This is a genomic window from Crassaminicella thermophila (assembly GCF_008152325.1).
GTDB lineage: Bacteria > Bacillota > Clostridia > Peptostreptococcales > Thermotaleaceae > Crassaminicella_A > Crassaminicella_A thermophila.
Map to the genome: position 1 here is coordinate 2439647 of NZ_CP042243.1, position 26939 is coordinate 2466585.

Below are 26939 nucleotides of genomic sequence, written 5' to 3' on the forward strand. Positions count from 1 at the left end.
CATTCACTTTCTATATAATATTATCATATTTCAACAAAAAAAATTTAGCCTAAATTTTAATCTTTACTATTTAGACTAAAATCTAGGCTTTTTAATTTTTTATCTAAAGTAATTTACACCTGCTTCAAATATTTTTTGATCTTTATTTCCTGGGACATTTATTGCAATATTTTCACCCATTCTTTCGGTATGGGCCATTTTTCCAAATATTCTTCCATCAGGGCTTGTAATACCTTCAACAGCATCAAAAGAACCATTTGGATTATAATAAGGATCATAAGATGGATTCCCATTAAGATCTACATATTGAGTTGCAATTTGTCCGTTTTGAATCATTCTTTCCATTTCTTCTTTATTTGCAATAAATCGTCCTTCACCGTGAGATACTGCAATTGTATGCACATCTCCTACTTTCACATTTCTTAACCATGGTGATAAATTCGAAACAACCTTCGTTCTTACTATACAAGAAACATGGCGTCCGATTTTATTAAAAGTAAGTGTTGGACAGTTTTCATCAAGATCTCGAATTTCTCCATAAGGTACTAATCCTAATTTTATAAGTGCTTGAAATCCATTACAAATTCCTAGCATCAGTCCATCTCTTTGTTTTAGCATATTCATAACTGATTCCATTACCCTTGGATTTCTAAAAATCGTTGCAATAAATTTACCTGATCCATCAGGTTCATCTCCTGCACTAAATCCTCCAGGTATAACAATAATTTGTGAATTATTAATATTTTTTACCATATTTTCTAGGGATTGTTCTATATCTTTTGGTGTTAAATTTTTAAATATTTGTGTCTTTACTACCCCTCCAGCTTTCTCAAAAGCTTTTGCCGTATCATATTCACAATTTGTTCCAGGAAATACAGGTATAAATATTCTTGGTTTTGCAATTTTTGTAGAAGATTTCTTAGTTACTCCTGTTTCATACCAAATAGTCTTTGGTATCCCTTCAACATTTTCTTTTGTAGGAAATACTTTCTCAAGTGGTTCTTCCCATGCCACAAGTGCATCATGAATACAAATTTCTATACCATTTAATGTAATAACTTCTTTTTCTTGTGTTCTACCTAATACTTTATATTCAATTCCTTGTAAAATATTTTCTATATCTTCACTTTCATCAATTTCTAATAAAATTGAACCATATTCTGGATAGAATAATTTATTTACTTCCATTTGCTCTTCAAATACAATACCAATCTTATTTCCAAAACTCATTTTACTAATTGCTGCAGCAATTCCGCCTATTCTAACTGATTGAGCTGATAATACTTTTCCATTTTTAATTAGATTGGTAATTGTGCTAAAGTTTCTATCTAATTTTCCAAAATCTGGCAGTTCATTTTTATCTCGACTTAAAGGTACAAGTACTACCTTACTGCCAATCTTTTTAAATTCTGGTGAAATAACCTTTGTTACATCTACTGTATCTACTGCAAAAGCCACTAAGGTAGGAGGTACATTTAAGTCCTTAAAAGTACCAGACATACTGTCTTTTCCACCAATTGCAGGAATTCCTAATTTTTTTTGGATATAGTAAGCTCCAAGCAATGCACTAAATGGTTTTCCCCACTTAACAGGATCATCTCCTAATTTTTCAAAATATTCCTGAAGGGTCAATCTAATATTTTTATAGTTTCCTCCTGTTGCTACAACTTTAGTAATTGCTTCTAAAACTGCATATAATGCACCATGAAAAGGACTCCATTTTCCAATCTTAGGATTGTATCCATATGTCATAATTGTTCCTGTTTTTGTCTCTCCTTTTAATAGAGGAATTTTTGCTACCATTCCTTCCGCAGGTGTTAGCTGATATTTTCCTCCAAGAGGCATCAACACTGTTGCTGCACCAATAGTACTGTCAAATCTTTCTATCAATCCCTTTTGACTAGCTACGTTTAAATCTTTTAGATTTGTAATCCATGCTTTCTTTAAATCGTCTACTTCATTTAATCCTTCAGATAACTTTTCAAAATAGTTTTCTAATTTATTAGGAGCTTTTACAGAAACCTTTGTTTTTTGTTTTACCCCATTAGTATCAAGAAATTCTCTACTAATATCTAAAATAGTTTCTCCTCGCCACTTCATTTTAAGTCTATTATCATTTGTTACTCTCGCTACAACCGTAGCTTCTACATTTTCTTCATGAGCAAACTTTATAAAATCGTCTACATTTTCTTTATCAATTACCACTGCCATACGCTCTTGTGATTCTGATATGGCAAGCTCTGTTCCATCTAATCCTTCATATTTTTTAGGTACTTTATCTAAATCAATCTCTAAGCTATCTGCTAATTCTCCAATTGCTACAGAAACCCCACCTGCACCAAAATCATTACACTTTTTAATCATTTTACTTACAGCAGGATTTCTAAATAGTCTTTGAATTTTTCTTTCTGTAGGTGGATTTCCCTTTTGTACCTCCGCTCCACATGTAAGGATAGATTCCTCTGTATGTTCCTTCGAAGACCCTGTAGCTCCTCCACATCCATCACGACCTGTTTTTCCTCCTACAAGAAGAATCACATCTCCTTCAGCAGGTTTTACTCTTACTACATTTTCTTTTGGAGCTGCAGCAATTACAGCACCAATTTCCATTCTTTTCGCTACAAAATCCTCGTCATAAATTTCTGCAACTTGTCCTGTTGCAAGACCTATTTGGTTTCCATAAGAACTATATCCTGAAGCAGCATCTACTGTAATCTTTCTTTGAGGTAATTTTCCATAAAGAGTATCTTCTATCTTCGTTCTTGGATCAGCACTTCCTGTAACACGCATTGCCTGATAAACGTAGCTTCTTCCTGATAACGGATCTCTAATAGCTCCACCTAAGCAAGTTGCAGCACCACCAAAAGGCTCTATCTCCGTTGGATGATTATGGGTTTCATTTTTAAACATGACAAGCCATTCTTCATCATGTCCATCTACATCTACATTAACAATAATGCTGCATGCATTGATTTCTTCTGATACATCTAAATCTTCTAATTTTCCTCTTTTTCTAAGTTCTTTCATGCCTATTACAGCAATATCCATCAAGCTAATATCCTTTTTCTTATCACTATAAACATATTCTCTCGATTCTAAATATTCATTATATGCTTTCTCAATTACTTCACTAAAGGAACCTTTTTCAATCTCAATCTCTTCAATTTCCGTTAAAAAAGTAGTATGACGACAATGATCTGACCAATACGTATCGATTGCTCTTAGTTCTGTAATAGTTGGATTTCTTTTTTCTGTATCTTTGAAATACTTTTGACAAAACTTTAAATCTTCAAAACCCATAGCAAATCCCATAGCTTCATGAAAAATTAAAAGTTCATCATCTTCTTTTTCAATAAATCCTTCTAATGATTCTACATCCTCTGGAATTTCCATCTTTATTTCTAAAATCTCTGGCTTTTCTAAAGCTGCTTCTCTTGAATCTACTGGATTTATGCAATAATTTTTTATACGAAGAAATTCATCGTCTGTAATTTCTCCTTCAAAAACAAAAACTTTCGCTGATAAAATACTTGGTTTTTCTCCTTGTGTAAATATTTGAACACATTGTTCTGCCGAATCTGCTCTTTGGTCATATTGCCCTGGAAGATACTCCATAGCAAATACTCTGTCCTTTTCATTATATTCAAAAGTTTCATCATATACATTATCTACATTTGGCTCAGAAAAAATAGTATGCTTTGCTTTCTCATATATATCTTCTGATATGCCTGAAACATCATAACGATTTATAACTCTTATTCCCTTTAATCCCTCTACCCCTAAATTTTCTACCAAATCATTGTATAAATGCTTAGCTTCTATATCAAAACCAGGTTTTTTTTCAACAAATATTCTTCGAACTTCCTTAGCCATTCTATCGCCACCTTATCTAAATATTTTTAACCTCCGCACAAAATAATTATTTACAATTTGATTGTAACATAATAAAATTAATAAATAAAATTAATACTATTAATAATATATATTAGGAGTGCTTATAAATGAATGTCAATTTTGAATTATACAAAGTATTTTATTATGTTGGAAAATATCTAAGTTTTTCTCAAGCTGCCAACAAACTTTATATTTCCCAATCTGCTGTTAGTCAATCAATAAAACTATTAGAAGAAAAATTAAACAGCAAGCTTTTCTATCGGCATACAAAAAAAGTGAAGTTAACACCTGAAGGACAACTATTATACAAGCATATTGAACAAGCATTTAATTTTATTCAATCAGGAGAAAGAAGTATTCAGCAAATTCATTCTTTAAAGCAAGGCGAAGTAAGAATTGGTGCAAGTGATACCATCTGTAAATATTATCTCCTCCCTTTCTTCAAAAAATTTCATGAGATGTATCCAGACATAAAAATTCATGTAACCAACAGACCTTCTCCTGTTTGTGCTGAGCTGCTAAAAAAAGGAAGCGTTGATATAAGTGTAATAAATCTTCCTTATAAAATGGTTTATAAAAATATGACATTTCATGAAATAAAAAAAATACAGGATGTATTTATTGCAGGAAAAAAATTTTTACATTTAAAAAACAAAGTTCTCCACCTAAAAGACCTTGAGCAATATCCTTTACTAAGCCTTCAAAAAAATTCAACTACTAGAAATTTTCTTGACGCCTTTATGAGAGAGCATAATGTAGATATCGCCCCTGAGTTTGAATTAGGAAGCATTGATTTGTTGATAGAACTAACAAAAATTGGGCTTGGTATTTCTTTTGTTATGTTAGATGCCATTCAAGAATCAGTAGAAAAAGAAGAAGTTTTTATACTAAATATAAAAGAAAAAGCTCCTAAAAGAAGCATAGGCGTTCTTATAAATAAAAAAATTCCTGTGCCTATTGCTGCACAGAAATTTATAGATCTATTACAAATAAAAAATCGGGTCAATTGACCCGATTTTTTATTAAGCCCATATTTCTTCATCAGTAGGTGCTACACGATCAGCCATGTAGTGACCAATTCTTGAAATATTTATCATGTGCTTGTAAGTAAAGTTTTCTGAAATACTGTTATTTCCCCAAGAACCGCATCCTAATGTAGTTGTAGGTGCAAATCCATTGAAGAAGCTTCCACCTGCAGTAGTAGATGATGGTTGATTTACAACTAATCTACTTACTGTTAGGTTTTCTCCTGCATAATCAATATGTTCATTGTTATTTGAGTGAATTGCAGCACTATGTCCTGCCCCTTCAAGGCTTAGGTTAGTTTGTGCAATTCTTACACCTTCTTCAAAAGTTTTATATCTGAATGTAGCCATTACTGGGCACATTTTTTCTTTGCAAAGTACATCCTCAACACCAATTCCATCAGCTTCGATAAGGATTACTTTTGTATCTGCAGGAATCTCAACACCAGCAATTTCTGCAACTTTTTGTGGTGATTGTCCTACTACATCTTTATTTAATGCACCATTTATAAACATTGCATTTCTGAATTTTTCTTTTTCTTCTTTATCGCTTACATAGTATGCTCCATTTTTCTTGAATGCTTCGATTACTTTATCATAATCATCTTCATGTGCAATAACAGTTTGCTCTCCAGAACAGATGATACCATTATCAAATGTTCTTCCTGCAATTATTTTTTGTGCAGCATCATCAAAATCTACATCTCTATCTATAATAACTTGTACGTTTCCTGCACCAACGCCATAAGCTGGTTTTCCACTGCTGTATGCAGCTTTTACCATACCCATTCCACCTGTTGCAACAACTACATCAACAGCAGCCATTAATAGATTTGTTTTTTCAATAGATGGCTCTTCAATAATTTGAATTAAATTTTCAGGAGCATTATGTTTTTTAATCGCTTCATTGATTAATTTTACAGTATATGTACTACATTGTTTTGCTCTTGGGTGAGGAGCAATTACAATTGAGTTTCTTCCCTTTAATGCAAACATTGCATTACACATAGGTGTAACAATTGGGTTTGTAGTAGGAGTAACAGATCCAACAACTCCCATTGGTTTTGCAATTTCAACAATTCCTGTTTCTGCATCTCTATTGATAATTCCAACAGATTTCTTTCCTTTTAAACTATTCCAAATTGTTTTTGATTTTCCTTTGTTCTTTAATACTTTGTGCTCATAAACACCCATACCAGTTTCTTCTACTGCCATTTTTGCAAGTTCTTCTGCATTATCATAAACTACTTTAGCAATTTCCTTTACGATTGCATCTACTTGCTCTTGTGTAAAGTTTTCAAATTCTTTTTGTGCAATTCTTGATTTCTCAATTAGAGAATCAATATATGCTTTTGCTTCCATCCTTCATCCCTCCACAATTGTTAATATTTTAACATCAACATTGTAACATATTTTGGCTATAATTTCATTAAAAATCCTTATTTTTTTCTAAAAGATTCTGAATAGGTTTTTTTGTTTGTCTTTTTTTGAATAACCATATATGCATTCTTGCTTTTTTTTTAAAATTCTCTCATCCTTTTGCAAACGTTTCACCATCTATACAAAAGTATTATTTTTTATATGTATAGAACGTTACTTATTAATTCATAAATGGAAATTGACTGAATATTTTTATTTTAACTCCTTATTATAAACAAACAACATTAATGAACGCATCTTTATTTTTCTTCTTGAAGTTGTCTATCTATATTCTCTAATCGTAAAAATAAATAAGAATATTAATTTTCTACAGTAACACCTGTCCTATGTTCTGCATACTTTATATTAAGAAGATATTAAAAATCCTTATTATGTTGTCCCACATATGTTTACATAAACTAAGAAAGGAGGGCTGATAAATGGCTGATAAACTATGTGGTGGTATCTTTGGCAACTGTGATGACAGTTTACTATTTTTCTTCTTATTATTGGTAGTATTATTCTGCTACCCATACTTCTATGGTAGATGCTAAAACAAAAAGAATTGGGAATTAATCCCAATTCTTTTTTTACATAATCCATGTAACACATATCTAAAATTTAGCATATCTTATACTAAGAGGAGGACAAGAATAATCATTTTCAAAGGAGGTGAAATAAATGGCTAATTATGGATGTGGTTGTGATAGCAGTTTACTATTTTTCTTCCTATTGCTTATAATCTTATTCTGCGGTGGATGCTATGGAAGATACTAAGTTTAATAAGAATTGGGGATTTTAGCCCAATTCTTTCTACATAAAATTTTTATACACAGACCAAATAGAATCTTGGTCTTTTAATGTGTAACATAAATCATAAATTTTGCATACCTTATAATAATAAACAGAATAAATATTTAAATTATTTTTGTAAACTTATCAAAGGAGGGATTTTTATGGCTGATAAACAATGTGGAGGTATTGGCAGCATTTTTGGTGGATGTGATGATAACTTATTGTTTTTCTTCTTACTATTGGTAATACTATTTTGTTTCTGTGGAGGATTCGATAGCTTTTTCGGAAGATATTAATCTAAAAATGAATACGGATAATACTTAAAAATAGGTGTCTATGATTTTTCATAGACACCTATTTTTTATAATATCTACTCCCACTCAATAGTTGAAGGAGGTTTACTCGTTATATCATAAACTATTCTATTTACATTATCTACTTCATTTACAATTCTATTAGATATCTTTTCTAATACATCATATGGAATTCTTGCCCAGTCACTAGTCATACCATCGCTACTTGTCACAGCTCTTATTGCTACTGCATGAGAATAAGTTCTTTCATCTCCCATAACTCCAACACTTCTGATGTTTGGTAGAGCTGTGAAGTATTGCCATATTTGTCTATGAAGATTTGCCTTTCTTATCTCCTCTCTCAAAATTGCATCCGATTCTCTAACAATATAGAGTTTTTCTTCTGTTATTTCTCCTAGAACCCTTATTGCAAGTCCTGGTCCTGGGAAAGGCTGTCTCCATACAATTTCTTCTGGAATTTGTAGTTCTTCTCCAACCTTTCGAACCTCATCTTTAAACAATTGTCTTAAAGGCTCAATTAAAGAAAATTGCATATCTTCAGGTAAACCACCTACATTGTGATGACTCTTAATAACAGATGCTGTATCTGTTCCACTTTCAATTACATCTGGATATACAGTTCCTTGTACAAGATAATCAATTTGTCCAAGTTTGGATGCTTCTTCTTCAAATACACGAATAAATTCTTCTCCGATAATTTTTCTTTTTGTCTCAGGATCTGTAACACCTTTTAATTTTTTTAAAAATCTCTCTTGTGCATTAACTCTAATTAAATTCATTTGGAATTTTTCTTTAAATATTTGTTCTACCTGATCCCCTTCATTTTTTCGAAGTAAGCCGTGATCTACAAAGATACAGGTTAATTGATCTCCAACAGCTTTATGAACCATAACTGCTGCAACAGATGAATCAACCCCTCCTGATAAAGCGCAAAGTACTTTTTTATTTCCTACTTTTTCTTTTATTTCTTTAATAGAGCTTTCCGTAAAGTTATGCATATTCCAATCTCCACTTACGCCACATACTTTATATAGGAAGTTATGAATCATTTCTCTTCCTTTTTCAGAATGCTCTACTTCTGGATGGAATTGTACTGCATATAGTTTTCTCTCAGCATTTTTCATAGCTGCTACTGGACAGCTATCAGTAATTGCTGTAATTTCAAAACCTAAAGGCGCTTTTTCTATAAAGTCCGTATGACTCATCCAGCACTTAGAATTATCAGGAATATCTACAAATATTCCTTCCCTATCTTTTATTTTTAATTCTACTCTTCCGTACTCTCTAGATTCAGCTCTTGATACTTTTCCACCAAATAGATGGGCCATTAATTGTCCACCATAACAAATACCAAGTACTGGAATTCCTAGCTCAAATATTTCTTTATCAATAGTAGGAACATTTTCAGCATATACACTTGCTGGTCCTCCTGTAAAAATAATTCCCTTTGGATTTTTCTCTTTTATTTTCTCTATACTAGTTGTATAAGGAAGGACTTCACAATAAACATTTGCTTCTCTTACTCTTCTTGCAATTAACTGCTTGTATTGTCCCCCAAAATCTATAACAAGTACTAATTCATGACTATTCATAGCTTCCTCCTTTAGTCTCTCACACTATAATTTGGTGCTTCTTTTGTGATGGTAATATCATGCGGATGGCTTTCATGAAGTGCCGCAGCAGTTATTTTAATAAACTTTCCGTTCTCTTTTAAATCCTTTATTGTTGGAGTTCCACAATAGCCCATTCCAGCTTTTAATCCTCCAACCATTTGATATACAATATCTTTTAATTTTCCTCTATATGGTACCATTCCTTCTACCCCTTCAGGTACAAACTTTTTGGCATCTTCTTGGAAATATCTATCTTTACTTCCTGCAGTCATTGCCCCCATAGATCCCATTCCTCTATATACTTTAAAACTTCTTCCTTTGTATATTACAGTCTCTCCTGGACTTTCTTCTGTTCCAGCAAATAATGATCCCATCATACAAACATCTGCTCCAGCAGCAATTGCCTTTGGAATATCTCCAGAGTATTTGATTCCACCATCAGCAATAATAGGAATATCATATTTCTTAGCTGCCTCTGCACAATCAGCTACAGCTGTAATCTGTGGTACACCAATACCTGCAACTACCCTCGTTGTACAAATAGAACCAGGCCCTATCCCTACTTTTACTCCATCTGCTCCAGCTTGAATTAATGCCTCTGTTGCTTCACTTGTAGCCACATTTCCTGCAATTAATTGTACATCTGGAAATACTTCTTTTATTTTCTTTATTGCATTTATTACACCTTTTGAATGACCATGGGCTGTATCAATAACAATCACATCTACCCCTGCTTTTATTAAAGCTTCTGCTCTTTCTATCATATCTTTAGTAATACCAATTGCTGCACCTACAAGCAATCTTCCTCTTTCATCCTTTGCTGAATTTGGATATTGTATTGCTTTTTCAATATCTTTTATAGTGATTAGCCCTTTTAAATATCCTTCATCATCAACAATTGGAAGCTTTTCTATTTTTCTACTCTTTAAAACTTTTTCTGCTTCTTCCATAGAAATACCTTCTTTTGCTGTAACAAGGTTTTCTTTCGTCATAGCATCTCCAATTCTTTTATTTACATCATTTTCAAATCTTATATCTCTATTGGTAAGTATTCCTACTAGCTTCTTATTTTCATCTGTTATTGGAACACCAGATATATGATATCTTTCCATTAATTCTAATGCATCTGCAATAACATTATCTGGAGATAAATAAAAAGGATCTACAATTACACCATGTTCACTTCTTTTTACCTTGTCTACTTCTAGTGCTTGTTTTTCTATAGACATGTTTTTATGGATAATACCAATACCACCTTCTCTAGCAATAGCAATAGCTAATTTTGCCTCTGTTACAGTATCCATTCCTGCACTCATCAAAGGAATATTTAACTTTATTTTTTTTGTAAGCCTTGTTCTTGTATCTACATCCTTTGGTAATACATCTGATTTTTGGGGAACTAATAGTACATCATCAAACGTTAAGCCTTCTTTTACAAATTTCCCTTCCATAAAATCCTTCCTTTCTATCATCATACTCTTTATTATATTTTTTACAATCAATTACAAAAAATCCATGTAATATTTCACGAGTGAAATTATTACATGGATTGACTATAAATCTATTATGCTTTTATACCATATGAAATAATTTCACTCATAGTTAGATTATTTACGGTAATCTTGTAGAAACATCTGAGCCATATTCCCAGACATATATGAGTGATACACAATATCTATTTTTCTATATAAAGTATCAAATATAACTTATTCTGTCAATACAGATTATAACAATTTATCATATTCGGAATATTCTTAATGAATTTTGTAAAATTACTTGCTACTTTATTACAAATTTATAACTATAATACATGTCTTCTCTTTTATGTATTAAAAATCATTTTTTACATATTATATCTTTCATATAAAATTCAAATAATACTTCTAAAAAGGAGGATGCTTATGGATACCGAAAAACAATTAGATGCTCCAAACCTAAAAGTCTTAGAAGATCAACTAAGTTACGAATACATAATGAATAAAAAATTTAGTCAATATGCCCAGTACTGCACAGATCCACAACTTAAAAATCTATGTCAGCAAGGCGCACAAAAACATAGTCAAAATTATCATGCTTTATTAAATTATTTAAATTCTTATCAATCTTAGTTGTCTAAACGCAAGGAGGAATAATATTATGGAATGTCAAGCAAGTTTTACAGAAAAAGAATTGCTAAATGACCTATTAATGTCTGAAAAACAAGTTTCTTCTGCTTATACAACTAGCATAACAGAATCCTCTTGTACTCATTTAAGAAATCTGCTCATACAATGTGAACAAAATATATTATCAAATCAAGAAGCAATCTTTCAAGCTATGCGTCAAAGAGGATGGTATCAAGTAAAAAAAGCTCCTCTTCAAGATGTACAAAGTGCAAAGGATAAATATAATCAAATAAAAAATGAATTAAGATAAAAAGAGAGAATAGTTTATAACTATTCTCTCTTTTATTTATTACATCATTCCTGGCATTCCGCCACCCATTCCTGGCACAGCAGATGCTGGATTTTCTTCTTTAATATCTGCAACAGCAGCTTCAGTTGTTAAAAGCATTGAAGATACAGATGCAGCATTTTGTAATGCTGAACGAGTAACTTTTGTTGGGTCAACAATACCTGCTTCAATCATATTTACATATTTTTCATTTAGAGCATCAAAACCTACTCCAACTTCACTGTTTCTAACTTTCTCTACGATTACAGATCCTTCTAATCCTGCATTTATAGCAATTTGTCTAACTGGCTCCTCAAGTGCACGTCTGATAATCATTGCACCAGTTTTTTCATCTCCATGTAATGTTTCTACTAATTTTTCTACAGCTGGAATTGCATTGATTAGTGCAGTACCACCACCTGCAACAATACCTTCTTCTACAGCAGCTCTTGTAGCATTTAATGCATCTTCAATTCTTAGTTTTCTTTCTTTTAATTCAGTTTCAGTTGCTGCACCAACTTCGATTACTGCAACACCACCAGAAAGCTTTGCAAGTCTTTCTTGTAATTTTTCTTTATCAAAATCAGAAGTTGTCTCTTCAATTTGTACTTTGATTTGTCTTATACGATCTTGAATAGCTTGTGCATCTCCTGCTCCATCAATAATTGTTGTATTATCTTTATCAATTTTTACAGAATTTGCACGTCCTAACATCTCTAAAGAAGTTTCTTTTAAATCTAATCCTAATTCTTCAGAAATTACAGTACCACCTGTTAAAATCGCAATATCTTGAAGCATTGCTTTTCTTCTATCTCCAAATCCAGGAGCTTTTACAGCTACACACTCAAAAGTTCCTCTTAATTTGTTTACAACTAATGTAGCTAATGCTTCTCCTTCAACATCTTCAGCAATAATTAATAATTTTTTGCCTTGTTGTACGATTTGTTCTAAAATTGGAAGGATATCTTGAATATTTGTGATTTTCTTATCTGTAATTAAGATATATGGGTTTTCAAGCACTGCTTCCATTTTTTCTGCATCTGTTACCATGTAAGGAGATAAATATCCTCTATCAAATTGCATACCTTCTACTACCTCTAGAGTAGTTCCCATTGATTTTGACTCTTCAACAGTAATAACGCCGTCTTTTCCTACTTTTTCCATAGCTTCAGCAATTAAATTACCGATAGTTTCATCTGCTGCAGAAATAGCTGCAACTTGTGCAATTGCTTCTTTGCTTTCGATTGTTTTAGAAATTTTCTTAATTTCATCTACTGCAACATCTACTGCATTTTGAATACCTTTTTTCAAAATCATTGGATTTGCACCAGCTGCAACATTTTTAAATCCTTCTCTGATAATTGCTTGAGCTAATAATGTAGCTGTAGTCGTACCATCTCCTGCTACATCGTTTGTCTTTGTTGCTACTTCTTTTACAAGCTGTGCTCCCATGTTTTCATAAGCATCTTCTAGCTCGATTTCTCTTGCAATAGTTACACCATCATTTGTAATAAGTGGTGAACCAAACTTTTTATCTAAAATAACATTTCTTCCCTTTGGCCCTAATGTTACTTTTACTGTATCTGCTAATTTATTTACACCAGCTTCTAATTTACGGCGTGCATCTTCACAAAACTTAATTTCCTTTGCCATAGTTATTACCTCCCCAATCTATGTAATATTTTGTTTTGATTACTCAACGATTGCTAAAATATCACTTTGTCTTAAAATAGTATACTCTACACCATCATATTTCACTTCTGTTCCTGCATATTTTGAGAAAATTACTTTATCTCCTACCGCTACTTCCATTTTTACTTCTTTTCCGTCTACCATTCCACCTGGTCCTACTGCTACAACTTCAGCCATTTGTGGTTGTTCCTTTGCTTGTGTTGGAAGTACAATACCACTTTTTGTTTTTTCTTCTGCTTCAAGCTTCTTAATCACTACTCTGTCACCTAATGGTTTAATATTCATTAGAACCCCTCCTTGATATATATTTAAATTTTTAAATGTTGTCACATTATTAGCACTCACTTTGGTTGAGTGCTAATTATAATTTATTATATCTATTTCTATTAATCAAACCCGATTTTACTACGTTTTTGACTCACATTCCTTATTTTATTCAATTATCCATATTTTTATTCCAAAATCTATCTATTGCTATTTTTTTCTTTGTTTTATTCCAAAAATGTCTCTAATAAATAAATGGGTGGTACATAACCCCCCATTTATCTAAACTTTTTATTCATTATAAACATTTTCCTTGTTCTTTATAAAATCTATAAAATGATTCTAACGCCAAAATAATCTCACGTTTTTCTCCTTCTTTTGCTATATTGTCTGTTTCAACATACTCCTCAATGCTTTCCTTTAATGCTCCTTGAAACTTTACGACATTGTTTAATATGCTTGCTGCATGTACTCCTCTTAGCTGACTTATCGTAAAAAGAGCAGCTGTCTCCATATCAGAAGCAAGTATATTTTTTTTGTTCCAAAACCGCATTCTATCCTGTTCATCATCTATATAAAAAGCATCATGACTACGAATAATCCCTGAAAAATATGGGTATTTTAACTTTCTACAAGTATTAATAATTGTATTTGTTAGTTCTAGATCTGCTACCGCAGGAAAATTTTCTGATATATACATCTTTGATGCACCATCTTCTCTTACGGCAGCTGTAGGAATAATCAAATCTCCTATTTCTATACTTTCTTTTACCGCCCCTGCACTTCCAATACGAATAAAATATTTTGCACCACATGCAATTAACTCTTCCAAAGCAATTACAGTAGATGCTCCTCCAATTCCTGTAGAAGTTACAGTAACAGGCATACCTTTATACTTTCCTGTTATTGTTCTAAATTCACGACTATATCCAATTTCTCTCCATTTATCTAAATAAGCTGCAACTCTAAGTACTCTTTCCGGATCTCCAGGCAAAATCACATACTCAGCTACATCGTTTTCTGTACATAGAATATGAGGTTGCTTCATTTCTTTCACCATCCTACTTTTTTATATTTAAAACTGCCTCTAATATTCCTTCTGCCAAACTTGGATGAACCAATAAACTTCTCTTTATTTCATCAATTTTCACACCGTAATCTACTAAAAAACCAAAAGCCCCCACTAGTTCTGACACATCCTTGCCAACCATCCAAATTCCTAAAATACGATCATCTTCCCCTACTAATACTTTTATAAACCCTTCTTCGATTCTCTTTGAAAATCCTCTCCATGTATCTTTTAAACAACAATATCCTACTCTATAAGGGATCTTTTGATCTTTTAACTCACTTTCTTGAAATCCAACCCCTGCAATTTCAGGAGAAGTAAAAATTGCTCTAGGCAACGATTTATAATTAGTAGTTACTTTCTTATTCCACAATATATGCTCTGCTACTAAAACACCTTGTTGAATAGCTACATGTGCCATGCCAAGTATGCCATTAATATCTCCGATTGCATAAATATGAGCAAGGTTTGTTTGTAATGTTTCATTCACTTTAATTTTTTGTTCATCTGTTATAATCCCAAGCTTATTTATCCCTTTAGGAAAATTTGGTTTTCTTCCTGCTGTCATAAGAATTATTTCTGTCTCTAAAGTCGTATTATCCTCTAATATGATGAGATTTTTCTTTTCTTCTTTTTTAACTTCTTTTACAGCTAACCCTAAATAAAATTTTACACCTTGCTTTTTCAATCTATCTTGTAATGGTTGAATCAGATCTTTATCATTTCCTTTTAAAAGATTATTTTCTCTTTCAATTAACATAACTTCTACACCTATCTTAGAAAATATAGAGGCAAATTCACATCCTTCTACATTTGCTCCAACAATTACCATACGCTTTGGAATATTTGATAAGTTTACTGCTTCCTTATGGGTAATAATCCTTTTTCCATCTACTTCTATATTCGAAAATCCACATGGTGAAGTTCCTGTAGCAATAACAATTTTTTTAGCCTTTAATACTTGACTGCCTACTATAAAAGAATGTTGATCTTCAAAACTTCCTTCTCCAAAATAGATGTGAATACCTAAATTACTCATTTTCTTTTTTATATTTTCTTCTATTTGATGCATATCTTCTTTGCAGTTTTTGATAATATCTTTTTTATCCTTTAATTTTTTTAAATCATCAGCCATTCTTTTTACAGGCAAACATCCCCACCGCAGTCCTGTTCCACCTAATTCTTCCTTTTCTACTAAGGCTACATTCAATCCATTTTTAGCACAATGCATTGCACAATAATATCCTGCGACTCCTCCACCAATTACTAATACATCATACATTTTTTCATCCTTTCCTTATGCCTCTTTTTTTAATTTTCCTTTCTTTTTTGCAACAACAAATAATGCTATAACCGTTACTATATAAGGAATCATTTGTGTAAATTGAGAAGGCATCCCTACACCTTGTAACCGAATTCCTAAAGCATCAAAAAAACCAAACATCAAAGCAGCTCCAAATGTTTTAACAGGATTGTATGCACCAAAAATAATGGCTGCTAATGCAATAAATCCCCTTCCAGCACTCATATTTTCTGTAAATAATGTTAAATATCCTAATGATAAATGGGCCCCTGCTATACCACAAAAAATACCACAAACAATAGAACTAAAATACTTCATTTTTCTAGCACTAACGCCTACCGTTTCAAGCGCTTTAGGATATTCTCCTGCAGCTCTGATCCACATCCCATAAGGTGTTTTATAAAGAAAAATATATGTAATCATCACAAAAATCCAACTGATATATATAAAAACTGAATGATTATTAAAAATTGTATCTAAAAAAGGAATTTTATCAAGGAAAGGAAAATGAATATCTGGCAAAGGAATAATTCCTGGAGATGAAAATGCTCCCTTTACCCCAAAAATACTTCTTAACAGGAAAATGGTCAAGCCTCCAGCAAATATATTAATTGCAATTCCAATAATAAATTCATCTGAACCTAATTCAATTACAAAAAAGCCAAATATAATCCCAACAATAATACCTGATAATACAGCTAAAACTACTCCCATAAAAGAATTAGCAAAAAAATAACTTCCTACTACTCCAAAAAAAGCACCTAGAAGAATCATTCCTTCCATTCCAATATTTAAGATCCCCGCATGCATGGTAAGTAGTCCACCTAATCCTGCTAATATAAGTGGCGTTGCTGTTCTGATAGTATTTTGTAGTAGTGTTAGATTAAATACTTCTTTAAACATGATTATCTACACCTGCCTTACGTAGATTTTTAAAAATCTTCTTAAATCCACTTTCTCCTGCAATAAATAATATAATGATTGATTGAATTACCAATACAAGTTCTGAAGGAATAGAAGTTGCTTGTTCCATAGAAATAGATCCTGTTTTTAATACTCCAAAAAATATAGACATGAAAATAACCCCTAATGGATTGTTTTTTACAATAAGCGATACCAACATTCCATCAAATGCAAAACCTGGAGATATATTTTGTAAAAAACGATAATGAACTCCTAATACTTCAAAGGCTCCTGCAATTCCACATAAAGCACCCGATATAATCATGGCTAAGACCATTTGCTTCTTTGCATTTACACCTCCATAATTTGCAAAGTAAGGATTTTGTCCAACCATTTTAAAGTTATATCCTATAGATGTTTTTTGCATCATATAATAAATCACTAAGGCAATAAATGCAGTAAAAAATATACTCGTATTTAGCTTTGATAATTTCACAAGCTTTGTTAGTTTAAAAACAGAAGCGATCATATTGGTTCCACCCATTTTCCCTTGATCTGCTGCAAAAGGGTAGTTTACCAAATAATCCGTAAGAAGAATAGCGATACTATTAAACATAATAGTTGTAATCACTTCATCGATTTTATAATAAACCTTCAAAAGTGCTGGTATGTATGCATAAAAACCTCCAACAACAGCTGATGCTAATATTGCTAATAAAATCCCAATTATTCCTGGTAACTTTGTAAAGGTAAAGCCTATATAAGCGGCAATAAAGGCTCCTAAATAAAGCTGTCCTTCTCCTCCTATATTATAAATCCCTGTTTTAAATGAAATGGCTGTTGCCAGTCCTGTAAGGATTAGAGGAACTGTTTTTGCAAGAGTTGTAGCAATGCTATATTTAGATCCTAATGCTCCAATCACTAAAGCTGAATATCCTGTTATTGGATTTCTTCCATTCGCAAGCATAATCAATACACCTATAAACAATGCTGCTGCCATAGAAAAAAACAAAGAAACTAAGTATTCCATATCTTTACTATGCTTTATTTTTTTCATGTAGATCCCCCCTCTTTTTTTGTTTTCCTGTCATATATAATCCAATTTCTTGTTTTGTAATCATACCGTTTTTGAATTCTCCAGTAATTTCACCCTCATAAATAGTCATAATGCGGTCAGACAACCTAAAAATTTCATCTAATTCTGCAGAAATTAAAAGAATAGCACATCCTTCATTTCTCTTTTTAATAATCTGCTTATGAATAAACTCAATAGCTCCTATATCTACTCCTCTTGTAGGCTGCGATATAATATAAATAGGCGTATTAAAAGAAAATTCTCTTGCAATAACCACCTTCTGCATGTTTCCTCCTGATAAGTTTTGAATCAATACATCTTGTGAAGGTGTTCTAACATCAAATTCCTGAATGGCTTGATCTACCATATTTCGAATCTCTTTTTTATTAATGTGAATCCCTTTTTGGGCATAAGGTTCTTGATCTTGAATACCCATCATCATATTCTCCGTAATCGTTGCTTCCTTACTTAAACCATTAAACAGACGATCTTCTGGTATATGAGATATTCCAAGCTTGCGAATTTCTTTAGGAGATTTTCCTACTATATTTGTATCTTTTACAAATACTTCTCCATCTTCTAATTCTCTAAGTCCTGATAAAACTTCCATAAGCTCTGATTGTCCATTTCCTTCTACACCAGCAATTCCTAAAATTTCCCCTGCTCTTATAGAAAAATTTATTCCATTTAAAGCCATAAGTCCTCTATTGTTTTTTGCTTTCAAATCTTTTACTTTTAAAAGGACATCTCCTATTTGATCTTTTTTATCTAATTGATCAAATAATACTTGTCTACCAACCATCATTTCTGCAAGTTTTTGCTCTGTAGCATCTTTTGTATTCATTGTGCCAATTAACTTTCCTTGTCTCATAACACTTACTCTATGAGATAGTGATAATACTTCCTGAAGCTTATGTGTAATAATAATCACTGTTTTGTTTAACTCTTTTACTAAATTTTCAATAACGGCAAATAATTCTTCTGTCTCTTGTGGTGTTAAAACTGCAGTAGGCTCATCAAGTATCAATATATCTGCACCTTTGTATAATATTTTTAATATTTCTATTCTCTGCTGAATCCCTACAGATACCTCTTCTACCTTTAACAAAGGATCTACTTCTAAACCATAGGTTTTTACCAAATCCTTTGTAATTTTTACAGCCTTTTTAAAATCCATAAATATTTTATTTTTTTTAGGCTCACTACCTAAGACTATATTTTCTGCTATCGTAAAAGAAGGTACCAACATAAAATGCTGATGTACCATTCCAATTCCATTTTTTATAGCAACAGTAGGATTTGTAATATTTATTTCCTTTCCTCTAAAGTAAATTTCTCCCCTTGTAGGTTGATGTAGTCCATAAAGTATTTTCATCAGAGTAGATTTTCCAGCCCCATTTTCCCCTACGATAGCATGAATCTCCCCTTCTTTAATAGATAGATTGATACGATCATTTGCTATAACACCGGGGAATACTTTTGTAACATCTTTTAATTCTATCAAATTCTGCACCACTTACACTCACCTCTTAAAACTTAATTTTCCTTAAAAAAGGAGAAGTAGCTTTCCTACTTCTCCCTTAGGAGTAAACACTATTTCACTTCATCTACTTGAATTTCGCCATTTACAATTTTTTCTTGGATTTCTTCTAATTTTGCTCTCATATCATCTGTTACAAATTGTTTCATATCAGCAGTACCATATCCCATCTTTACACCATTTTCTTTAATCCCATATTTATAAACTTTACCTGTCTCAAAAGTACCATCTTGAATTCTTTGAATAGATTCATAAATAGATAGTCCTACTCCTTTTATCATACTTGCAACAATTGCATCTGGATTAATGTATCTTTGATCAGAATCTACACCAATTGCATAGGCTTTTGAATCCTTTGCAGCTTCAAATACTCCCTCTCCTGTTTTTCCTGCTACAGAGAATATAACATCTACACCTTTTGCATAAAGTGCTAATGCACTTTCCTTACCTTTTGCTGGGTCTTCAAAATCTCCTGCAAAAATTGTCTCAACTTTTATTTCTGGATCAATATATTTTGCCCCTTGTTCATATCCTACTTTAAAGTTTCTAATTACAGGAATATCCATACCACCAACCATTCCAATAATCTTTTCTTCATTCATTCCTTCAATATTTTTATCTTGTGTTAACATTGCCGCTAAAGCACCAGCAAGGAAAGATCCTTCATTTTCCATATAGTCAATACAAGTGATATTTGAAATTCCTTCCACCACATTATCTACATAGATGTATTTTACATCTGGAAATTCCGCTGCAACTTCTTGAATTGCATCATAAAATTCAAATCCTACAACAACTACGACAGATGCATATTGAGATGCTTGAATTAATTGGTCATTAAAAAGTGATGCATCATTTCTACATTCAAAAACCTTCGCTTCAATTCCCAACTCTTCTTTTGCTTTTTCTATTCCTTCATTTGATGAATCATAAAAAGAACGATCTCCTAAACCGCCTGCTACTACAAGACCAACTTTTAAGGCATCTTTTTCTCCTTCTACAGGTGCAACTGCTTCTTCTGTTTTGCCGCATCCTGTTAAAGCCATTGTCGTTATTATTGTCATCACTAAAAGTAGTACAATTGCTTTTTTCATAAATATTTCCTCCCTTATCAAAATTTCTTTATCAAAAACTTGCATACCGCAAGTTTTTATCCATTATTCACTTAAACTTGCTCGTTCTTCTTCTTTTAATTTTTCTATGCTTTTTATATAAATTGATTTATTACCTACTTCAATGATCCCCTTTTCTTTTAAATACTTTAAAATTCTATTGATGCTTCTTTGCGTAACTACAAACATTTCACTAAGATGATCTTTATTAACCTGTACTTTTATTCCCCTCTCTGTCTCAATGCCATCATGTAAACAATAAACTAAGTAATTACAAACCCGATATTTGAGTGAATAAAGGGTATCTTCTCCTGCTTTCTTTGAAAGTTTATAAAAGTTGTCACATAGCGTTTTTGTTATGTAGATCAGAAAGTTTCTATCCTTTTCAATCCATTCTAGGAAATGATTTCTATGAATTCTTATTACCTTAAGATCTGTTAAAGCTTCTACAGAACATATATAAGGTCTCTTGTCGAAAATTTCTAGTTCTCCAAAATAATTCCCTTTCTTATAAACAGATTGAGAATACTTTTTTCCATTTTCTGCTGTTCTATAAATATTTGCATATCCTTTTATAATAATATAAAAATATTCATACACATCTTCTTGGCTACATACAATATGTCCCTTTGAATATTCTCTGATTTCCCAATGCTTTAATACCTCGTAAGGACAATCTCTGAGAATCTGTAGAATAACTGGATTATTTTCTAAAATCTTTTGTATTTCCACAAGCTTCCCTCTTCTCTTAAATTTTATAACAAGTTAACGTTTTCATGAAGGACATATGTCCCATCTAAAGATTATATCACCTTTTTTTTACCCCTTAAATCATAATAATTAAGGAAATTTGTCTTAATGCTTTATTTTGAATTTTTTTACATTAAATACCAAAAGGAATCCTCCCTCTTACATGGAATTTCTATATGACGAACATTTATAGGAGGTTTTGTCTATGAAAGACTCAACTCAAATGATCAACTTTATAATTCAAAAAAAATTTAAAGAAGTATTAGATGCAAAGAAACAAGGAAGATTATATGATTTTCGTAATGAATTAAAGAAAGAACTAGAAGTTGCATTAGAAGAATTACATAATACCAAAGAAAAGGAAAAAATGGAGCATTTTTTAGAAAAAGTAAAAAAGCTAAAGGTTAAAAAGGGTTATATTAATTAGTATCATACAGATAAAAGCTCTAGTTGTTATAACAACTAGAGCTTTTACCATAAAGAAGATTAACTATTTTTTTTGAGTACCTCTAGTATACCAATTTCATAAGGATCTTTTAATTGTTTTAAAAATGAAATTCCTTTTTCACAATATTTTTTTATATCTAATGTAAGATAATCTTTGAAAACTTCTCTAAGATCCTCATTTTCTTTCATACGAACCTTTACTTCTGCTTTTACACGATATAACAATCCTAACTCATAAGGACTTTTCAATTTATTAGCATATTTATCTGCTCTTATTAAATATTTCAAAGCATTTTTATATTCTCCTTCTTTTATTAAAAGAAGTGCCATATATCCTTCAGCTGTAGACCTTCCCCAAAGTGTATCAAGCTGATTATAAAGCTTAATTGCTTTTTTAAAATAATTCTTTGCTCGATGGTCATCTCCCATATCATATGCTGCTTGCCCAGCATTCGTATAAAATATGGTAAGCCCACGAATTACTTTCTTTTCTGCACATACACTAACAGCACGCTCATAATATTCTAATGCACTCATAAACTTCATATTATGCCTTCTAATTTCTCCAATATAATTATAGCCTGCTGCCATATTTAATGTATACTTATCTTCATATGCATTTACTACTTCAAAGCTTCGAATAGATTGTTTTAGTAAATCTTCTGCTTCTTCATAATCACCAATCATAATCTTTTCAAGTCCTTTTAGTCTTAACATGATACCAGTATCCTTCTGATAGTTACATGCCTTTGCTAAATTTAATCCAATATCTATATATTTTTGCATCCACTCAACATTATATGTTTGTATTCCATAATAGATCATTTGTCTATATCCCTTAAGAGCATAATCTGCATCTTTTATCTGCAATGCTAAATCAATCATACTTTGAATATCTCTAATTCCCTTTTCATATTCTCCTTCTTGAATCAAATATCTTCCTCTCATATGAAAAAACTCAATCTGAAGCTTCTTTATTTCATTTGAAGTAGATTCCTTTTCAATTACTTCCTTCAAATCCTTTTCAATCTCTTTTAGTTGCTTACTTGCTTCTTTTTGGCTTAGATAGCTTTTATATTCTTCCTCAATATTTCCATCTTTAAAAACAGGGAACATCTCATGTGTAAAATTAAAATATACATCTAAATTTTTCATTCGATATTTAAGAGCTAAGACCTGATTACCTCCATTTTCAAAGTGATAAATTAATTTAGGATAAATAAATCTATCTCTTTTATCATGATGCAATTTCTTTTCAAGCATCAAGCCAATTTGATTGTGTAATATTTTACGTCTTGCACTCGACTGCTCTAGGTAAATAAATTCTCTTAGCTTTTGATGTGTAAAAGTAAAACTAATTTCCTCACTATCACTTACTTCTCTTAAAATACCTCTATTTTGAAGTTCCTCTATAATATCCATTATTTCCAGTACATCTTTTGAGCTTAGTAGTCTTAGCATATCCAAGCTTACTTTATCAAAAAATAATGAAGTAATATATAAAAGCTTTTTTCCTTCCTTTGAAATATCTAAAAATCTACTCCTTAATATATCCTGCATCTTTGTTGTCATCTGTGTAATAATACCTTTGTCATTTATACTATTTAATACTTCTGTTAAGAAAAATGCATTTCCTTCTGTTTCTTGATAAATTTGATTGTATAAGTTCTCATTCCAAGAATATTTAGGAAGCCTCATATTTACGAATTCCCTTACTTGTTCTTTATTAAATCTATTGAGTATAATTTTTTCAAGCCTATTATACTGAATAGCAGCAGTGATGAATTTATTTAGTTTTCCTTCATATGCATTTCGACAAGTACCTATGAAAAATATATAATCATTCTCCTGATGAAGTAAAATACTATTTAGCAAGGATAAACTCATATCATCTATCCATTGAATATCTTCAAAAACTAATAATATTTTTCTCTTTTGCGACACTTTTTTTAATACAGTAATCATAGCTTCTTCTATTACTTGATGTTGTAATGAATCTACTTTTTCTACCGGATTTATATTAACCCCTTCATCCTGAATTGCAAAGCTTGGAAATACATGACTAATAATATTCCTCAACAAAGGAGGAATTTTTATATTATCCCGTTCAATAATATCTACCAATTTAGTAAAAACTTCATTCCATGGCTTAAATAAATAATCTTTCTCTGCTTGATAACAATTGGATTTTAATAGAATTATTTCATTCTCACCTATACTTTTTAAAAATCTATCTTTTAATTTTGTCTTTCCAACACCCGCTTCTCCCATAATAATAAGTGATTTTGATTCTTTGTTCTGTTTAAATAACTCATAATTTTTATTTAATATACCTAGTTCATACACTCTTCCATAAAAGAAATCTGATGCTTTTCTTTTATTCATTTCTTTTGTATTACGTATAATCAAAATCTCATCTAGAAGCTTTCTTGTTTGCAAATCAGGCTCTACTCCAAGTTCTTTATATAGTATCTTCTCTAAACGATTATATACATCAATAGCCTTGTGGAACTGTCCTTCATCCCTATATGCTTTCATTAAAATTTGATACGCTTTTTCATCAAAATCGTCTACTTCAATCATTTTTTTTGCACAGCTTATAACAGTTTGAAAATCATTTTTTGAAAAAGCATTTTCAATCCTTTTATTCAGCTTTTCTATATACAAATCCTTCAAATACTCTCTATATTGAAGCATCCAACTTTCAAATTCATCACCGTCTTTTACATGAAATCCTTTTAAAAATTCTCCTTTATATACTGTAATATCATCTTCCTTATCATTCAAAAAATGATATAAATCTATATCAATTTGAATGTCTGGATTTATCATTACAAGAGATTTTTTTGGGGAAATTACAATATCCATATCAAAAGCTTTTCTTATCTTGTACATAGCTTGTCTTAAATTTTTCTTTGCCGTTTTTTCTTCTACCTCTCCCCATAAAATATTTACTAATGTATCACGACTAGCTTGTTTATGAACCAACAAATAATAAAATAAAGCCTCCGCCTTTTTAAATGGAAAGACAATGGTTTCTTCATTTTTAACAACTAACGGTGTATCAAATAATTTTACACGTACAAAATCCATTTTTTCACCCTTTATTCCCAATTATTTTTGAAATTTTCCGTACACTTATAATGCTATTATATTCTAATTTTATTATCAAGAAAATATTTATTTGCAATACTTAATGCATATGTATAATCCTCTTTTGTATCAATATCTAAATTATAAGAGGAATCATCAAATTCTACATACCTTATCTTATCTGGATTTTGCAATAGTATCTTTCTAGCTCCTTCATCACCTTTTAAGGAATATATACTCTCTCTCCATTTACGATGAAATAAAACAGGATTTCCTCGTTTCCCTTCATAAAGCGGTACAACAATAGAAGCTTTATAAGAATAAAATGCATCTATAATTCTATTAATAACAAAACTATTAATAAATGGCTGATCTCCTAAAATAAATAAAACCCCTTCAATCCTATTTGGCATATTCTTCATTCCTAATTTTACAGATGTGCTTTGTCCTTTTTTATAGTCAGGATTATAAATAGAAACAATTTCTTTTTTATTTGCAATACGTTTTATTTTTTCTCCTTCATGTCCATAAACAATCTCAATAAAATCAACTTTTGATTTCTTAACATTGTCAATTACCTCTTCTATAATTGTATGCCCATTAAATGGAAGAAGAAGCTTTCCTTCTTCCATTCTTCGTGACATTCCTGCCGCAAGTATTACTGCACCGACCATAAAACTTCCTCTTCTCTTATAAGATATTAAGCACATTATTATCTAGCATATTACATAAAAGTATATTTTTAATCCTTCCTTTATCCATTTCTCTTACAAATTTAGCCGTTTCATAAGCATCAGCATAACATTTCTTAGAATCTACTTTATTTATAATCAGAAAAACTCTCGAATGGTTTGGTATTCCCTTTAATAAGCCACTTTCGCTTGTAATAACTTTTGCAATCATCTTAGGGGTAATTTTTTTTCCTACCTGCATTTTTGTAATGTATGAAATAATCTGTTGACGATGTACATTCTCTTCATTTAAAAACTTCCCACAAGCATCTATGCCAACAACAATAAGCACCATTGAACTTTCATAAGGAATTACTGGTTCATAATGTTCAGGTGCTTTTAATGATTTATGTTTTGCTCCATCTGCTTCTACAATTATATAATCAAAATAATCTTTTAAAAAAATATAATCTAACAGTTTAGGATCTACTCCCTTTAATTTTCCTTCAACTGTTATATTATTTCCTAATCCGACAACTTTATTTTCTTTTAAATAAAAGCCTATTTTTTTAATATCTTTTCCTATAATTAAATAATTTGCTTGATCTTTCTTTGGTAGATAAATAGCAGTAGTTGTAGATATTAGTACCTTTTTATTTCGTTTTAAATCTTTTGCTAATGCATACATAGCCGTTGTTTTTCCACCACCGCCAACAAGAGCTATCATTTCTCTATTTTTTATATCTAAAGCTTTATACAGCTTCATATTTCTCTCCTTATAGCCATTACTTACTACATGGACAAAATCTGTTTAGCTTCATTAAGGAAGCAGCCCCAGCTATAGTAGTTCCAAAGAATATAACTGGCTTTTTCATTAAAAAATTTAAAATGGTATTATTCGCAGCAGTGCTTCCAGTAGCAACGATAACCTCACACCAATCTAAAACTTCTTCTGTTTTTTCTTCTCCATTTTCAATCTCAACACCAAATTTTACTTTTCCTATCTTATCTTTATCTAAATCCACCACTCTAACGCAAAAATTTTCAGAAAGTCTTTGTAGCATTGCTGGCTGAAGTCCTATAAGTGCAATTTTATGTGAACCGTAATTTTCTTTAATATGTTCTACTAATCTTTTAGCACAATCTTCTGGTTCTTCATCTTTGCAGTGAATTGTAGTATCTGTAATTTTTAAATATTTACATACTGCATTAATTGTTGATATGAGTACTGCTCTATCAAAATTTGTCTCTAATGGTCTATTGATTATCTCTTCAATTGTTCCTGTAAAATTTCCAGGCATATCTGTAAAAGCTTGGCCCTTTTCTCCTCTAAATTCAGCCTGCATAAGTTTTTCTTTTCCTTTTAATATCGGAAAATCTTTTCTTAAAGGATTTCCTATTGCCTCCTGTGAGCTAAGAACACTTCCCTGTACAGTTACTTTTTCACTTAACAACTTATTTTTTTGAACAACTCCTTTAAACTTTTTTAAAAGATCATCATAAAATATACTTTTATTCATTTTTCTC

At 31.2% G+C, this 26939-nt stretch carries 22 protein-coding genes and 1 riboswitch; of the genes, 5 read left to right on the forward strand and 17 right to left on the reverse strand.

The features are described 5' to 3' along the window. Positions 1–99: 99 nt before the first annotated feature. Complete coding sequence (locus FQB35_RS12325) at positions 100–3873, reverse strand: phosphoribosylformylglycinamidine synthase (protein WP_148810176.1); 3774 nt, start codon at positions 3871–3873, stop codon at positions 100–102. A gap of 128 nt (positions 3874–4001) precedes the next feature. Here FQB35_RS12325 and FQB35_RS12330 point away from each other — a divergent pair, with 128 nt between their 5' ends. Beyond that, positions 4002–4904 (forward strand): LysR family transcriptional regulator, encoded by a 903-nt coding sequence (locus FQB35_RS12330; RefSeq protein WP_148810177.1) that lies wholly within the window; start codon positions 4002–4004, stop codon positions 4902–4904. 12 nt (positions 4905–4916) lie between these two features. On the opposite strand, the gene FQB35_RS12335 is transcribed toward FQB35_RS12330, so the two are convergent. Continuing rightward, positions 4917–6281 carry an aldehyde dehydrogenase family protein gene (locus FQB35_RS12335; RefSeq protein WP_148810178.1) on the reverse strand — a complete coding sequence of 455 codons (1365 nt, stop codon included), beginning with the start codon at positions 6279–6281 and terminating at the stop codon, positions 4917–4919. 1013 nt (positions 6282–7294) lie between these two features. Between FQB35_RS12335 and FQB35_RS16475 the strand changes: the two genes are divergently transcribed. After that, the gene (locus FQB35_RS16475; protein ID WP_269902690.1) at positions 7295–7429 is read left to right on the forward strand and encodes a hypothetical protein; all 135 of its coding nucleotides are present in this window, start codon (positions 7295–7297) and stop codon (positions 7427–7429) included. 74 nt (positions 7430–7503) lie between these two features. On the opposite strand, the gene guaA is transcribed toward FQB35_RS16475, so the two are convergent. Both guaA and guaB read right to left on the reverse strand, forming a co-directional pair. Then, positions 7504–9039, reverse strand: coding sequence for a glutamine-hydrolyzing GMP synthase (guaA, locus tag FQB35_RS12340; protein ID WP_148810179.1), 1536 nt, complete (start codon positions 9037–9039; stop codon positions 7504–7506). Positions 9040–9050: 11 nt separating this feature from the next. After that, positions 9051–10511: an IMP dehydrogenase gene (gene guaB, locus FQB35_RS12345; RefSeq protein ID WP_148810180.1), complete on the reverse strand. Its 1461-nt coding sequence runs from the start codon at positions 10509–10511 to the stop codon at positions 9051–9053. Positions 10512–10639: 128 nt separating this feature from the next. Further along, positions 10640–10741: riboswitch (purine riboswitch) on the reverse strand. A 220-nt stretch (positions 10742–10961) separates the two neighbouring features. Here guaB and FQB35_RS12350 point away from each other — a divergent pair. Together FQB35_RS12350 and FQB35_RS12355 are read left to right on the forward strand one after the other, a co-directional pair. Further along, positions 10962–11168: a hypothetical protein gene (locus FQB35_RS12350; protein WP_231701796.1), complete on the forward strand. Its 207-nt coding sequence runs from the start codon at positions 10962–10964 to the stop codon at positions 11166–11168. A gap of 28 nt (positions 11169–11196) precedes the next feature. Next, positions 11197–11475: a spore coat protein gene (locus tag FQB35_RS12355; RefSeq protein WP_148810182.1), complete on the forward strand. Its 279-nt coding sequence runs from the start codon at positions 11197–11199 to the stop codon at positions 11473–11475. Positions 11476–11514: 39 nt separating this feature from the next. Here FQB35_RS12355 and groL read toward each other — a convergent pair whose 3' ends face one another. From groL to FQB35_RS12400, 9 genes are all read right to left on the reverse strand, one after another. Beyond that, positions 11515–13146: a chaperonin GroEL gene (gene groL / locus FQB35_RS12360; protein ID WP_148810183.1), complete on the reverse strand. Its 1632-nt coding sequence runs from the start codon at positions 13144–13146 to the stop codon at positions 11515–11517. 39 nt (positions 13147–13185) lie between these two features. Then, positions 13186–13470: a co-chaperone GroES gene (groES, locus tag FQB35_RS12365; RefSeq protein ID WP_148810184.1), complete on the reverse strand. Its 285-nt coding sequence runs from the start codon at positions 13468–13470 to the stop codon at positions 13186–13188. Between the two features lie 277 nt (positions 13471–13747). Next, positions 13748–14497, reverse strand: a complete 750-nt coding sequence (locus tag FQB35_RS12370; protein WP_148810185.1) for a nucleoside phosphorylase — start codon at positions 14495–14497, stop codon at positions 13748–13750. A gap of 13 nt (positions 14498–14510) precedes the next feature. Continuing rightward, a complete protein-coding gene (locus FQB35_RS12375) occupies positions 14511–15800 on the reverse strand; it encodes a dihydrolipoyl dehydrogenase family protein (protein WP_148810186.1) in 1290 nt (429 codons plus the stop codon). Between the two features lie 15 nt (positions 15801–15815). Beyond that, complete coding sequence (locus FQB35_RS12380) at positions 15816–16724, reverse strand: ABC transporter permease (protein WP_148810187.1); 909 nt, start codon at positions 16722–16724, stop codon at positions 15816–15818. Continuing rightward, complete coding sequence (locus tag FQB35_RS12385) at positions 16717–17781, reverse strand: ABC transporter permease (protein WP_148810188.1); 1065 nt, start codon at positions 17779–17781, stop codon at positions 16717–16719. The genes FQB35_RS12380 and FQB35_RS12385 overlap by 8 nt, the downstream gene beginning before the upstream one ends. After that, positions 17762–19312: an ABC transporter ATP-binding protein gene (locus FQB35_RS12390; protein ID WP_168198403.1), complete on the reverse strand. Its 1551-nt coding sequence runs from the start codon at positions 19310–19312 to the stop codon at positions 17762–17764. The genes FQB35_RS12385 and FQB35_RS12390 overlap by 20 nt, the downstream gene beginning before the upstream one ends. Positions 19313–19392: 80 nt before the next feature. Further along, positions 19393–20433 carry a BMP family lipoprotein gene (locus tag FQB35_RS12395; protein ID WP_148810190.1) on the reverse strand — a complete coding sequence of 347 codons (1041 nt, stop codon included), beginning with the start codon at positions 20431–20433 and terminating at the stop codon, positions 19393–19395. Between the two features lie 63 nt (positions 20434–20496). Next, on the reverse strand, positions 20497–21183 hold the full coding sequence (locus FQB35_RS12400; RefSeq protein ID WP_231701797.1) for a Crp/Fnr family transcriptional regulator: 687 nt from the start codon (positions 21181–21183) through the stop codon (positions 20497–20499). Positions 21184–21406: 223 nt separating this feature from the next. Here FQB35_RS12400 and FQB35_RS12405 point away from each other — a divergent pair, with 223 nt between their 5' ends. Beyond that, a complete protein-coding gene (locus tag FQB35_RS12405; RefSeq protein ID WP_148810192.1) occupies positions 21407–21628 on the forward strand; it encodes a hypothetical protein in 222 nt (73 codons plus the stop codon). 59 nt (positions 21629–21687) lie between these two features. On the opposite strand, the gene FQB35_RS12410 is transcribed toward FQB35_RS12405, so the two are convergent. The 4 genes from FQB35_RS12410 to FQB35_RS12425 are packed head-to-tail and all read right to left on the reverse strand — an operon-like array spanning position 21688 to position 26932. Beyond that, positions 21688–24741 (reverse strand): BTAD domain-containing putative transcriptional regulator, encoded by a 3054-nt coding sequence (locus FQB35_RS12410; protein ID WP_148810194.1) that lies wholly within the window; start codon positions 24739–24741, stop codon positions 21688–21690. A gap of 56 nt (positions 24742–24797) precedes the next feature. Then, the gene (mocA, locus tag FQB35_RS12415) at positions 24798–25415 is read right to left on the reverse strand and encodes a molybdenum cofactor cytidylyltransferase (protein WP_168198344.1); all 618 of its coding nucleotides are present in this window, start codon (positions 25413–25415) and stop codon (positions 24798–24800) included. A 16-nt stretch (positions 25416–25431) separates the two neighbouring features. Beyond that, positions 25432–26178, reverse strand: coding sequence for a selenium cofactor biosynthesis protein YqeC (gene yqeC / locus FQB35_RS12420; RefSeq protein ID WP_148810197.1), 747 nt, complete (start codon positions 26176–26178; stop codon positions 25432–25434). A 19-nt stretch (positions 26179–26197) separates the two neighbouring features. After that, positions 26198–26932, reverse strand: coding sequence for a Rossmann-like domain-containing protein (locus FQB35_RS12425; protein WP_148810199.1), 735 nt, complete (start codon positions 26930–26932; stop codon positions 26198–26200). Between the last annotated feature and the right edge of the window lie 7 nt (positions 26933–26939).

Coding starts and splice junctions, on each gene's coding strand:
- FQB35_RS12325 (WP_148810176.1), bottom strand. CDS start 3,873: ATGGCTAAGGAAGTTCGAAGAATATTTGTTGAAAAAAAACCTGGTTTT.
- FQB35_RS12330 (WP_148810177.1), top strand. CDS start 4,002: ATGAATGTCAATTTTGAATTATACAAAGTATTTTATTATGTTGGAAAA.
- FQB35_RS12335 (WP_148810178.1), bottom strand. CDS start 6,281: ATGGAAGCAAAAGCATATATTGATTCTCTAATTGAGAAATCAAGAATT.
- FQB35_RS16475 (WP_269902690.1), top strand. CDS start 7,295: ATGGCTGATAAACAATGTGGAGGTATTGGCAGCATTTTTGGTGGATGT.
- guaA (WP_148810179.1), bottom strand. CDS start 9,039: ATGAATAGTCATGAATTAGTACTTGTTATAGATTTTGGGGGACAATAC.
- guaB (WP_148810180.1), bottom strand. CDS start 10,511: ATGGAAGGGAAATTTGTAAAAGAAGGCTTAACGTTTGATGATGTACTA.
- FQB35_RS12350 (WP_231701796.1), top strand. CDS start 10,962: ATGGATACCGAAAAACAATTAGATGCTCCAAACCTAAAAGTCTTAGAA.
- FQB35_RS12355 (WP_148810182.1), top strand. CDS start 11,197: ATGGAATGTCAAGCAAGTTTTACAGAAAAAGAATTGCTAAATGACCTA.
- groL (WP_148810183.1), bottom strand. CDS start 13,146: ATGGCAAAGGAAATTAAGTTTTGTGAAGATGCACGCCGTAAATTAGAA.
- groES (WP_148810184.1), bottom strand. CDS start 13,470: ATGAATATTAAACCATTAGGTGACAGAGTAGTGATTAAGAAGCTTGAA.
- FQB35_RS12370 (WP_148810185.1), bottom strand. CDS start 14,497: ATGAAGCAACCTCATATTCTATGTACAGAAAACGATGTAGCTGAGTAT.
- FQB35_RS12375 (WP_148810186.1), bottom strand. CDS start 15,800: ATGTATGATGTATTAGTAATTGGTGGAGGAGTCGCAGGATATTATTGT.
- FQB35_RS12380 (WP_148810187.1), bottom strand. CDS start 16,724: ATGTTTAAAGAAGTATTTAATCTAACACTACTACAAAATACTATCAGA.
- FQB35_RS12385 (WP_148810188.1), bottom strand. CDS start 17,781: ATGAAAAAAATAAAGCATAGTAAAGATATGGAATACTTAGTTTCTTTG.
- FQB35_RS12395 (WP_148810190.1), bottom strand. CDS start 20,433: ATGAAAAAAGCAATTGTACTACTTTTAGTGATGACAATAATAACGACA.
- FQB35_RS12405 (WP_148810192.1), top strand. CDS start 21,407: ATGAAAGACTCAACTCAAATGATCAACTTTATAATTCAAAAAAAATTT.
- FQB35_RS12410 (WP_148810194.1), bottom strand. CDS start 24,741: ATGGATTTTGTACGTGTAAAATTATTTGATACACCGTTAGTTGTTAAA.
- mocA (WP_168198344.1), bottom strand. CDS start 25,415: ATGGTCGGTGCAGTAATACTTGCGGCAGGAATGTCACGAAGAATGGAA.
- yqeC (WP_148810197.1), bottom strand. CDS start 26,178: ATGAAGCTGTATAAAGCTTTAGATATAAAAAATAGAGAAATGATAGCT.
- FQB35_RS12425 (WP_148810199.1), bottom strand. CDS start 26,932: ATGAATAAAAGTATATTTTATGATGATCTTTTAAAAAAGTTTAAAGGA.